Origin of the sequence: Cobetia sp. Dlab-2-AX, assembly GCF_024124625.1 — a bacterium.
Classification (GTDB): domain Bacteria; phylum Pseudomonadota; class Gammaproteobacteria; order Pseudomonadales; family Halomonadaceae; genus Cobetia.
On record NZ_JAMXRV010000007.1, the window covers coordinates 97,277 to 109,115 of the forward strand.

At 62.4% G+C, this 11,839-nt stretch carries 8 protein-coding genes; all 8 read right to left on the reverse strand.

Going from position 1 to position 11,839, the window contains the following annotated elements; genetic code table 11:
* Window positions 1-11: 11 nt before the first annotated feature.
* Complete coding sequence (gene gltB, locus NH396_RS12640; RefSeq protein ID WP_253064126.1) at window positions 12-4,463, reverse strand: glutamate synthase large subunit; 4,452 nt, start codon at window positions 4,461-4,463, stop codon at window positions 12-14.
* 555 nt (window positions 4,464-5,018) lie between these two features.
* The gene (aroB, locus tag NH396_RS12645; protein ID WP_253064128.1) at window positions 5,019-6,125 is read right to left on the reverse strand and encodes a 3-dehydroquinate synthase; all 1,107 of its coding nucleotides are present in this window, start codon (window positions 6,123-6,125) and stop codon (window positions 5,019-5,021) included.
* Between the two features lie 69 nt (window positions 6,126-6,194).
* On the reverse strand, window positions 6,195-6,737 hold the full coding sequence (aroK, locus tag NH396_RS12650) for a shikimate kinase AroK (protein WP_253064130.1): 543 nt from the start codon (window positions 6,735-6,737) through the stop codon (window positions 6,195-6,197).
* Window positions 6,737-8,794, reverse strand: a complete 2,058-nt coding sequence (locus NH396_RS12655; protein ID WP_176678014.1) for a type IV pilus secretin PilQ — start codon at window positions 8,792-8,794, stop codon at window positions 6,737-6,739. Before NH396_RS12655 ends, aroK begins: the two co-directional genes overlap by 1 nt.
* A 152-nt stretch (window positions 8,795-8,946) precedes the next feature.
* Entirely contained in the window at window positions 8,947-9,498 is a 552-nt protein-coding gene (locus NH396_RS12660) for a pilus assembly protein PilP (protein ID WP_253064132.1), read from the reverse strand.
* Entirely contained in the window at window positions 9,495-10,127 is a 633-nt protein-coding gene (locus NH396_RS12665) for a type 4a pilus biogenesis protein PilO (protein WP_043332958.1), read from the reverse strand. The genes NH396_RS12660 and NH396_RS12665 overlap by 4 nt, the downstream gene beginning before the upstream one ends.
* The gene (locus NH396_RS12670) at window positions 10,124-10,714 is read right to left on the reverse strand and encodes a PilN domain-containing protein (RefSeq protein ID WP_253064134.1); all 591 of its coding nucleotides are present in this window, start codon (window positions 10,712-10,714) and stop codon (window positions 10,124-10,126) included. The genes NH396_RS12665 and NH396_RS12670 overlap by 4 nt, the downstream gene beginning before the upstream one ends.
* Entirely contained in the window at window positions 10,711-11,775 is a 1,065-nt protein-coding gene (gene pilM, locus NH396_RS12675; protein ID WP_175089640.1) for a type IV pilus assembly protein PilM, read from the reverse strand. The genes NH396_RS12670 and pilM overlap by 4 nt, the downstream gene beginning before the upstream one ends.
* Between the last annotated feature and the right edge of the window lie 64 nt (window positions 11,776-11,839).

Sequence of the window (11,839 nt, forward strand, 5' to 3'; positions counted from 1 at the left end):
GAGGGGTGCGATCACTCCGGCTGACGCCGTGACTGGTCCAGCAGGCCGTTGAGGCTTGCCGCCTTCGGCTTGACCAACCAGAAGTGACGCACGAAGTCAGGGAAATCGCGCAGGATGTCGCGCCCGCGCTCGGAGCCGGTCTCTGCCACATATTCCTCGATGACTTCGCGCAGGTGGCGACGATAGGCCTCCATGGCTTCGGTATTGATGCGGTGGATTTCCACCAGCTCGTGGTTGTACTTGTCGACGAAGTCGCGATTCTCGTCCAGCACGTAGGCGAAGCCGCCCGTCATGCCCGCGCCGAAGTTGACGCCTGTCTCGCCCAGCACGCACACCAGACCGCCGGTCATGTACTCACAACAGTGGTCACCCGCACCTTCGATCACGGCGTGCGCACCGGAGTTGCGCACCCCGAAGCGCTCGCCGGCGGTACCCGCGGCATACAGCCGCCCGCCGGTCGCGCCGTACAGGCAGGTGTTGCCGATGATGGCGGTCTTGTGGCTCTCGAAGCGCGAACCACGCGGCGGCACGATGGTCAGCTTGCCGCCGTTCATGCCCTTGCCGACATAGTCGTTGGCGTCGCCTTCCAGATGCATCTCGAGTCCATTCGCGTTCCAGACACCGAAGCTCTGACCGGCCACACCGGTCAGGCTGACCTTGAGCGGTGAGCCTGCCAGCCCGGCCTCGCCATAGCGCTTGGCGATTTCCCCCGAGACACGCGCGCCCACCGAGCGATCGCAGTTGGTGACATGGAAGCTGAACTCGCCACCGCTGCGGCTGTCGATCGCCGATTCCATCGCGGCCAGCATCTCGAGGTTCTTGGCACCGGGATCATGCGGCTCGTTGCGGCTGACCTGGCAGAACTGCGGCGCGTCCTTGGGCACGAAGTCATTGCCCAGCAACGGCATGAGGTCGAGACGACGCTGCGCGTTGGTCTCGCCTTCCAGCACTTCGAGCAGATCGGTACGACCGATCAGGTCGGTGATCTGACGCACGCCCAGCAGCGCCATCAGCTCACGCACTTCCTCGGCGATGAAGCGGAAGTAATGCTTGACCATCTCGACGGTGCCGCGGAAATGCTCGTCACGCAGCGCCTGGTGCTGGGTCGCGACACCGGTGGCACAGTTGTTCAGGTGACAGATACGCAGGTACTTGCAGCCCAACGCGACCATCGGCGCGGTGCCGAAACCGAAGCTCTCGGCGCCCAGGATCGCGGCCTTGACCACATCGAGGCCGGTCTTGAGGCCGCCATCCGTCTGCAGACGGATCTTGTGGCGCAGCTGGTTGATGCGCAGCGCCTGATGCACCTCGGGCAGCCCCAGCTCCCACGGGGAACCGGCGTGCTTGATCGAGGTGATCGGGCTGGCCGCGGTGCCACCGTCATAGCCGGAGACGGTGATCAGGTCGGCGTACGCCTTGGCGACCCCGGTGGCGATGGTGCCGATCCCCGGCTCGGAGACCAGCTTGACCGAGACCTGCGCCGACGGATTGACCTGCTTGAGATCGAAGATCAGCTGCGCCAGATCCTCGATGGAATAGATATCGTGGTGCGGCGGCGGCGAGATCAGTGTCACCCCCGGCACGGCGTAGCGCAGACGTGCGATCAGGTCGTTGACCTTGCCGCCAGGCAGCTGACCGCCTTCACCGGGCTTGGCGCCCTGGGCGACCTTGATCTGCAGTACCTCGGCATTGACCAGATACGCCGGTGTGACACCGAAGCGACCGGAGGCGATCTGCTTGATCTTGGAGGAGCGTACGGTGCCGTAACGCGCCGGGTCCTCACCGCCCTCACCGGAGTTGGAGCGCCCACCGGCCTCGTTCATGGCCTGGGCCAGCGCTTCATGTGCCTCGGGAGACAGGGCACCAAGCGACATGCCGGCGCTGTCGAAGCGCGGCAACAGGGACTCGACGGACTCGACTTCCTCGATCGGCAGCGGCTCGGCGACCGGCTTGAGGGTCAGCAGGTCACGAATGGTCGCCACCGGACGCTCGTTGACCAGGCGCGCAAATTCCTTCCACTTGCCGTAGTCACCCTGCTGCACAGCCTGCTGCAGCTTCACCACCACATCCGGGTTGTAGGCGTGGTATTCACCGCCATGCACGTACTTGACCAGCCCGCCCTGCTTGATGCGCTTGCGCGGCAGCCAGGCTTCACGGGCCAGCAGTTCCTGCTGGAACTGAAGCTCGGCAAAGCCGGCGCCTTCGATGCGCGAGGCCATGCCGGTGAAGCACATGTCCATGACTTCACTGTTGAGGCCGACCGCCTCGAACAGCTGCGAGCCACGGTAGGAGCCGATGTGCGAGATGCCCATCTTGGACAGGATCTTGTAGAGGCCCTTCTGCATGCCCTTGCGGTAGTTCTCGCGGGCATCAGCCGGGTTGCCGGACAACTCGCCGGTGCGATGCATGTCAGCCATCACCTGATAGGCAAGGTACGGGTAGACCGCCGTAGCGCCGACCCCGAACAGCACTGCCATCTGGTGCGCGTCACGCGCATAGCCGGTCTCGATCACCAGGTTGACGCGCGGGCGCAGGGCCAGCGCACCGAGGTGATGATGGATGGCGCCGGTCGCCAGTGCGGCATGGATCGGCAGCTGCCCCTTCTTCAAGCCACAGTCGCTGAGTACCAGGATCACCTTGCCATTGTGCGCCGCTTCCTCGGCCTGCTGACAGAGGCCCTTGAGCGCCTGCCTGAGGGAGTCCTGCGCAGGATCGTAGTGCAGCTTGAGCGTCTGCGAGGTGAAGGCCGGATCTTCGTGATTGACCAGCGCATTGAACTTGCGCGGTGACAGCACCGGCGTGGTCAGGATCAGGCGATGCGCGTGTTCCGGCGTCGCGTCGAAGATGTTGAGCTCAGCACCACAGCAGGTCTCCAGCGACATCACGATCGCTTCGCGCAGCGGATCGATCGGCGGATTGGTGACCTGGGCGAACTTCTGACGGAAGTAGTCGGTCAGCACGCGGTTCTGGCGCGACAGCACGGCCATCGGCGTGTCATCGCCCATCGAGCCGACCGCCTCCTGACCACTCTCGGCCAGCGGGCGCAGCAGCTGATCGCGCTCCTCGAAGCTGACCTGGAACATCTTCTGGTAGACGTCCAGCTGATCGGCATCCATCGGCTGGAAGCGCGCCAGCTCGGTCAGTGCAGACTCGAGATAGTTGGCGTTCTCACGCAGCCAGCGCTTGTAGGGATGCGCGCCCTTGAGGCGCTCGCTGACCTGATCGGTGTGCAGCACCTCACCGGTCTCGGTATCGACACCCAGCACCTGACCCGGCCCGACGCGCCCCTTGGCGACGACATCTTCCGGCTTGTAATCGTAGGTGCCGATCTCGGAGGCCAGGGTGATGAAACCATTGCGCGTGATGACCCAACGCGCCGGACGCAGGCCGTTGCGGTCCAGCATGCACACGGCGTGGCGACCGTCGGTGAGCACGATGCCCGCCGGGCCGTCCCAGGCCTCCATGTGCATGGAGTTGTATTCGTAGAAGGCACGCAGATCGGAGTCCATCTGCTCGACGTTCTGCCACGCCGGCGGCACCATCATGCGGATGGCGCGATAGATATCCATGCCACCGGTGAGCAGGACTTCCAGCATGTTGTCCATGCTGGAGGAGTCGGAGCCGACAGTGTTGACGATCTCGTCCAGCTCGGCGATCTCGGGCAGCTGCTCGGAGACGAAGTTCTCCTTGCGCGCGTTGGCCCAGCCGCGGTTGGCCTCGATGGTGTTGATCTCGCCGTTGTGGGCGAGGAAGCGGAACGGCTGGGCCAGCGGCCAGCGCGGCGCGGTGTTGGTCGAGAAGCGCTGGTGGAAGACACAGATCGCTGTCTCGAGGCGCGGGTCGCCCAGGTCCTTGTAGAAGCGCGGAAGATCTTCCGGCATCACCAGGCCCTTGAAGGAGATGACCTTGCCGGAGAGCGAGCAGACGTAGAAGTCCTCTTCACTCTTCAGCGCCTGCTCGGCATGACGACGCGCCATGAACAGATCGACATTGAAGGCGATGTCGGTGCGCTCGTCGGCGGCGCCGACGAAGACCTGACGGATGCGCGGCAGGCAGTCGCGGGCCATCGGGCCGCACACGCTGTCATCTACCGGCATGTCGCGCCAGCCCAGCACCTCGAGATTGCGCGCGATCAGCGCCGACTCGAAGGCGTCACGCGCGGACTGTTCACGCGCGTCATCGTCGGGCAGGAAAAGCGTACCGACGGCATAGCGGGCGCCAAGTTCCAGCCCGAGGGTTTCTCGAGCGATCTGGCGCATGAAGCCGTCCGGCATCTTGAGCAGCAGGCCACAGCCATCGCCGGTCTTGCCGTCAGCGGCAATCCCGCCACGGTGGGTCATGCAGGTCAGGGATTCAATGGCTGTCTGCAGCAGTTCGTGGCTCGCCTGCCCTTCCATATGGGCGATCAGACCGAAGCCGCAGTTGTCGCGGAACTCTCCCGGATGGTGGAGACCTTTGTTCATGGGGCGTGCCTCACGGAGAAATCATGTGTCCAGATGCTTTTTTTCAAGCATTTTCCCGGTTATAGTTATCGGTTATCTTTATTTTTATACCTGCCGATAGTGGCGCCATCAGTGTCGCTACACGACGCCAGATTTCCCTCGAGCATATCCCCCAGCTTCCCGCCTGCGCAATTCTCCACAGGTCGCCCATCGACCAAAAAAACCTGACAAAACCGAAGGTTAGAAGAACCTTCAACCAAAAAACCCTGTAGGCTCAAGCGCTTAGCAGGTAGACATGCCTCATGAATTTCGCCTTGCAACTTTAGTATTGGTTAAATAAAAAACAGCGTTCTTATTCGCATCACCCCATACCGATTGCGCATACGGCATACCAATTCAGGAATCACGCACCTCGATACGCTCCCCGCTGCGAGCCATTCGCTCATCACGACGCGCTGACAGCCGCCAGAGAAAAGCCAGCCGCCAAAAGAAAAGCCGCCACCCGAAGGTGACGGCTTGCATGATCGTCGGCGCCCGTGAATCGACCAATGGCTGGCCAGAGCGCCGGTGTCGATATCAGCGAGAGCTGCGCGGCCAGTGCTCCAGCATGTCGGCCAGCACGCCAGCAGGCGCCTCTTCGCTGATCACCGCGCGGCCGATGCGCTCAAGCAGGATCAGGCGCAGACGGCCATCGACATTCTTCTTGTCCAGCTGCATGTGCTTGAGGAAGTCCTCGACGCCCATGTCTTCCGGAGCCGCCAGCGGCAAGCCTGCCTTGGCGATGATGTGCGAGACACGCTCCACATCCGCACTCGACAGCCAGCCCATGCGCGCCGAAAGCTCAGCCGCCATCAGCATGCCGGTGCCGACGGCTTCACCGTGCAGCCAGGCGCCATAGCCCTGATCCGTCTCGATGGCATGCCCGAAAGTGTGGCCCAGATTGAGCAGCGCACGCACACCCTGCTCGGTCTCGTCCTGCGCCACGACATCCGCCTTGATGGCACAGCTGCGGCGAATGGCTTCACCGAGCAGGGTCTCGTCCAGCGCCATCAAGGCCGTCATGTTGTCTTCCAGCCAGCTCAGGAAGCTTTCATCCCACAGCAGACCATACTTGATGACCTCGGCCATGCCCGCCGACAGCTCACGCTGCGGCAATGTCTTGAGACTCGCGGTATCGATCAGCACCAGACGCGGCTGCCAGAAGGCGCCCAGCATGTTCTTGCCACGCGGATGATTGACGCCGGTCTTGCCGCCCACCGAGGAATCCACCTGCGACAGCAGCGTGGTCGGCACCTGGATGAAGGCCGCGCCCCGCTGATAGCAGGCCGCCGCGAAGCCGGTCATGTCACCGATCACACCGCCACCAAGGGCGATCAAGGTGCAGCGGCGATTGAAGCCGGCCTCGAGCAGGGCATCCCAGATCAGGCCGATGCTGGCCATGTGCTTGGTCTGCTCACCGTCGTCGAGGATGACCTCGCGGATATCGAGCCCCTCGCCCAACGAGGCCTTCAGTGCGTCCAGATACAGCGGTGCCACCACGGTGTTGGTGACGATCATCACCTGACGCCCCGCAAGGTGCTCACGAATCAGATCACCACGTGCGGTCAGGCCCGGCCCGATATGAATGGGGTAACTACGCTCGCCGAGCGCGACATCAAGACGATGAGCAGGTGCCAGGGACATCAGAATTCTCCTTGGGCGAAACAGATGACAGCGACTGATGCCCACCAGGGCCACCAGCCGCTGATGAGACTAGCCAGGGGCGTGCAGCGGGTCCGCCAGCGCCTTGATGCGGCGACGGATCTCGTTGGTGACCGCCCGAGGACTGCGCCGATCGGTACGCACGATGATATCGGCCGTCTCGCGGTAGAGCGGGTCACGCAACTCGAACAGCCGCTTGAGCACCCGCCCGGGGTCATCCTGCTGCAACAGCGGACGATTGCGATCACGGCCGGCTCGCTTGAGCTGCTGCTCGACCGGCGCGTAGAGATACACGACAGTGCCGCGTTCGCGCAGTACGCGCCGATTGACCTCCGCCATGATGGCGCCACCACCGGTGGCCATCACGACCTCCCTGAGCGAGGTCAGCTCATCGATGACAGCCTGCTCACGCTCACGAAAGCCGGACTCGCCCTCGACGTCGAAAATCCACGGAATGCTGGCTCCGCAGCGGTCTTCAATCACATGGTCGCTATCGCGAAATTCACGATGCAAGTCGGCCGCCAGCAGGCGGCCGATAGTGCTCTTGCCGGCCCCCATGGGGCCGACAAGGAATACGTTGGGAATCACATGCATCAGCGCACCGCCAGGCCGTCCTCGATGATCTTCGGGGTAATGAATACCAGCAATTCTACCTTCTCGTTGGACTCTTCGGTATAGCGGAACAGATTCCCGATCACCGGCAGGTCTCCGAGGAAGGGCGTCTTGAAGACGCTGCGAATCTGCTCGGAGGTCAGAATGCCACCCAGCACCACGGTTTCGCCATCATTGACCAGCACCTGCGTCTCGATTTCATTGGTATCGATGGCCGGTTCGCCATTGAAGCTGTCATCGGAGACATCGTCATTGTTGATCAACAGATCCATGATGATGCGGTTATCAGGCGTGATCTGCGGCGTCACTTCCAATGCCAGCACCGCTTCCTTGAACTCGATGTTGGTCGCGCCGCTGGAGGTCGCCTCCTCGTAGGGAATTTCCTGACCCTGCTTGATGACGGCCTTCTTCTGGTTGGCGGTGATGATCTTGGGCTGGGAAATGGTCTGACTCTTGCCTTCGCTTTCCAGCGCCGAGAGCTCCAGGTCCAGCAGGATATCGCCGGACAGGTAACCGAAGCTGAAGGTGCTTCCCGGACTGCTATCATCCCCCAGATCTACGCTTAGACCACCGTTGCTGGTCGTACCGGTAGACGCGCCTTCCAGGCCGAACTTGCCGTTGCTGCTGTTGGAAAGCCCCCAATTGACACCGATCTCGCTGGAGACGCTGCTGCGCGCAATGACGATGCGCGCTTCGATCTGCACCTGACGCACCGGGATATCGAGGTATTCCAGCGTGCCGCGAATGGACTCGAGCGTATCGCGGGTGTCCTGGATCAGCATGGTATTGGTGCGCTCATCGACCATCACGCGGCCCCGCTCGGACAGCAGACCGATACCGCCTTCACCGCGCAGCAACGCCGCCAGGTCCGCCGCCTTGGCATAACGCACCTGGATGTATTCGGTGGTCATCGGCGCCAGTTCCTTGACCTGCTGATTCGCCTCGAGCTCCTTGCGCTCGAGTGCCGCCAGCTCTTCGGCCGGTGCGACCATCAGCACGTTGCCCATGCGACGACTGGCCAGACCGTTGGACTTGAGCACCAGATCCAGCGCCTGATCCCAAGGCACTTCCTTCAGGTTCAGGGTCACGTTGCCGGTGACGTTGTCACTGGCGACCAGATTGAGCCCCGTAAAGTCAGCGATGATCTGCAGCACGGAGCGCACTTCGATGTTCTGGAAGTTGAGCGAGATCTTCTTGCCGGTGTAGGGGAACTTGTCCTTGATGCGCTCCGCCTGCTCTTCACGCGTCAGCGGTTTGACCTCGAGCACCAGCTCGTTGCCTGCCTGGGTGGCCAGCTGGGTGTAGTAGCCACTGGCGTCCACCACCATACGCACACCATCACGGGTACGCTGCGGATCGATACGGGTCACCGGCGTGGCGAAATCGCCGACATCCAGCACCTGATTCATCTCCGGCGGCAGCTTCACGCCCTTGATGTCGACGTAGATCTTGCGCCCGCGCTCGGTGACACGTGACTCGACATTGGAGCGATTGAAGTTGATCACGACGCGGCCTTCACCATCCGTGCCACGACGGAAATCGATGCCACTGACGGCCGGCTCGCTTGCCACTTCCAGGGCACGGTTGTCCGGCGGTACGCTGGCGGCGTTCGCTTGGGAGGCAGTCGCAGGCTGAGCGCCCGGCGCACCGCCCTGCTCGCCGACGATGACGTAGAGGCTGTTGCCCTCGGTGCGCGTGACGTACGGCTTGGACTGGTTGAGCTTCATGACCAGACGCGTGCGCGAGCCGGCCTCCAGCGCCACCAGCTCGTCCACGCCGCTGAGCCCCAGATCGAAGCGACGCTTGTCGAGCTGACTGCTGGTATCCAGGAGGTCGATGGTGATGCGCGGCGGCGTCTCGATACGGTAGCCCTTGACCTCCGGCACTCCGCCGACGAAGTCGAGCTTGAGCTCCATACGGTCGCCTCCGAGGGCGGTGAAGTTGAGGTCCTGCAGCGATGACGCGGCCATCGCCACATTTGCCATCAGACTTCCGACTGCCGCCAGCCCCAGCAGACTCATTCGTTGCAATCGCGTCATGTTCCCTAGTCCCCTGTCTCGCCGTGGCTCCGTTCAACCGTCGGGCTGATCGCGCCTTATTCTTATCGAAGCGTTATGGTGTCGGTCGTCAACTCTTGCGGGTCGACCGTTCGTCTTCCGTGACAATATGGCTACTGCCAACGCCAGTGATCTCAACCACCTGTCGACATGGGCTCTTTCAGCGCCATGGCGCGAGACCGCTCTATCCAACCGCCCTGACCATTGGGTACGATTTCCACCATATCGATCTGCGTATCACCGATACGGGTGATCCTGCCGAAGTTGCTGCCCATATGGTTGCCGACCCGCACACGCTGGACTTCCTGCTCCGGCGTCAGAATCAATGCCGAGCGCGCGCCATCGACATCCAGCGTCCCGACCATACTGAGCTGTTCCATCGGCCAGGCTTCCAGTGGTTCACGAGGGCGATCGAGGTCCGGTCGCACACCGTTGTCGACGGCCGTCAGCTCCTCTTCGGGCTCCGGCAGGCGTGACTGGAAAGGACTGCGTGCATCCGCCATGTCATAGGTGACGGGATGATACTCGGGTTGCGGCGGCAACTCCTGCACCTTGCCGGAAGGACGCCCTCTCAATGACTCGAGCTCCCCTTCCAGCGCGCCCAGCTGCGGGTCTCCACAACCCGCCAGCAGAGTGACCAGCAACACAGTTCCCATCACGGTATTTCGACGTGTCATCAGGCTCATTGCTTGCCTCCTGATGTTGCCGGGGTCTGACGATAATTGTAGGTCTTGGCCAGCAGCGACAGCTCGAGGTCATCGCTGTTGGCGACCGGCGTCAGCACGAAATCATGCAGCGTCACGATGCGTGAAAGCCCCGCGACACCGGAAATGAAGGCGGCGATACGATGATAGTCGCCGCGCACCTTGATATCGAAAGGTTGCTCGACGTAGAAGTTGCGATTCTCCGCCGGCTTCAGACGGATGTACTCGACCGCCAGCTGGTTGTTGATCGCCGTCTCGCTGATGTCATCCAGCAGCGCCGGGACTTCCGCGTCGGTGGGTAGCATTTCCAGCAGCTGGCCCATGCGGGACTCCAGCTCCACCATCTGCTCGCGCATGGCCGGCAGGTTGGCGGCCTTGAACGCCTTGCTCTCGAACTGCTGGAGCAACTGACTTTCCTGGGCACGCAGACGCTCGAGATCTTCTGCCTTGGGCGCCGCAAGGAACCAGTGGGATGCCCAGAACAGGGCGCCCAGCACGATGAGCGCCAGCACGGCCTGCAGCGTGACCGGCCAGATGCCGGCTTCCTTCAGGTCAAGATCACGAAAATCCGTCGACTTGAGGCGGCGGATCTCAGCATCGATGAAACTCATCGCCGACCTCCTTTCTTGTCATTTACCGCATCGGAAGCGTTCAGCGCAGACCCCATCGGGCGCTCCGGAATCATGATATTGAAGCTGCGCTGATCGTCGTCATTGCTCTGCACATCGGAGAGCGTCGGGGTGCCGAAGGAATCCGACAGGGCAATGGCGCGCATCAGGCCGGAAACCTGACGCGTGCTTTCCGCCGTGCCATTCGCCTTGAGCTGGCGCCCGCTGCGACTGATGCTCTGATACCAGGCACCGTCCACCAGAGACGTCACCAGCTGATTGAAGATCCGAACCGTTTCCGGACGCGAGAACTGCAGACTTCGGATCAGCTCTATCTGGTCGAGCATCTGGGTGCGTCGTGCCTCGATGTCCTCGACTTCCTTGATATCACGATTGAGGCGGGCCATTTCCTTCCCGATGAAGGCATGGCGCTGCTGCTGCGCCTCGAGCTGACTCTGGTAATACTCACTCATGCCATAGCCGCCACCGATGCCGACGACAGCCGCTAGCGCAAGTATGCCCATGAAGCGCTTGCTGCGCTTCTCACGCCGGTCTTCACGCCAGGAAAGCAGGTTGATCTCGATGGTCATGAGCGCTTCCTCATCGCAAGACCGCAGGCCGTGAGCATCGCCGGGGCATCGCCCGCCAGCGCCTGGATGTCGACGCGCGGATTGACGCTCATGTGAGTGAATGGGTTGGCCATGATCACTTCAAGCCCGGTGTGCTCCGCCAGGCCTTCACGCAGCCCGGCGATGGCGGCCGTACCGCCCCCGAGCAGGATGCGCTGAACCTCGCGGCGCTTGCCAGCGGTGTAATAGAGCTGCAGTGAGCGTGCGATCTGCTGGATGAGCGTCTCGCGGAACGGACCCAGCACTTCGCTGTCATAGGTATCCGGCAGACCGCCCCGCTTCTTGGCCAGACCCGCCTCATCATTGGAGAGATCGAAGCGATTCATGATCTCGTCCGTCAGCTGACGCCCCCCGAAGACGGCGTCGCGACTGTAGACGATGCGGCCATTCTGGATGACGTGGAAGGCGGTCATCGTCGCGCCGATATCGACGACGGCAACGCACTCTTCGTTGTCGTAGGTCGGCGGCAACTGATGACGCAGCTCGCCGAAGGCGCGCTCAAGGGAGAAGGTCTCGACATCGACGGCAGCCGGCTCGAGGCCGGCCTGGGAGAGTGCCGAGGTCAGCTGATCGACATCCAGGCTGCGACACGCCACCAGCAGCAGATCCTGCTGATCGGGATTGCGCGGATTGACGCCCAGATGCTGGAAGTCGAACGCGACATCGTTCAGCGGAAAGGGAAAGTGCTTCTCGGACTCGAGCGCGATGCGCTGCTCGATCTCATCATCGGCGAGGTTGGCCGGGAAGCTCAGTGTCTTGGTGATGGCAGCACTCGCGGGAACCGCGACCACGGCCCGCTTCGAGCGCGGCTGTGCCTGCTCGACCGCGCGCTTGATGGCGAGCACGACCTCGTCCATGTCCCGTATCCGTCGCTCCACGACTGCGCCTTCCTTGAGTGGACGCACCGCATAGCTATCGATCTGGTATCGATTTCCTTGCCTGGACAGCTCCAGGAGCTTCACCGTGGCCGACGTGATATCGACCCCGATGAGTCCCTTGCCGGCGGATTTGAGTCCCAGCAATTGGCGTTCCCCTGCTCTGATGACGATCTTGCCAGACTGGCTGGCCGCCGGTTCCCTGACGACG

What these genes read in the sequence shown, in the direction of transcription:
- NH396_RS12665 (WP_043332958.1), bottom strand. Translation starts at nt 10,127, where the DNA reads ATGAGTTTCATCGATGCTGAGATCCGCCGCCTCAAGTCGACGGATTTT.
- aroB (WP_253064128.1), bottom strand. Translation starts at nt 6,125, where the DNA reads ATGTCCCTGGCACCTGCTCATCGTCTTGATGTCGCGCTCGGCGAGCGT.
- aroK (WP_253064130.1), bottom strand. Translation starts at nt 6,737, where the DNA reads ATGCATGTGATTCCCAACGTATTCCTTGTCGGCCCCATGGGGGCCGGC.
- NH396_RS12670 (WP_253064134.1), bottom strand. Translation starts at nt 10,714, where the DNA reads ATGACCATCGAGATCAACCTGCTTTCCTGGCGTGAAGACCGGCGTGAG.
- NH396_RS12660 (WP_253064132.1), bottom strand. Translation starts at nt 9,498, where the DNA reads ATGAGCCTGATGACACGTCGAAATACCGTGATGGGAACTGTGTTGCTG.
- gltB (WP_253064126.1), bottom strand. Translation starts at nt 4,463, where the DNA reads ATGAACAAAGGTCTCCACCATCCGGGAGAGTTCCGCGACAACTGCGGC.
- NH396_RS12655 (WP_176678014.1), bottom strand. Translation starts at nt 8,794, where the DNA reads ATGACGCGATTGCAACGAATGAGTCTGCTGGGGCTGGCGGCAGTCGGA.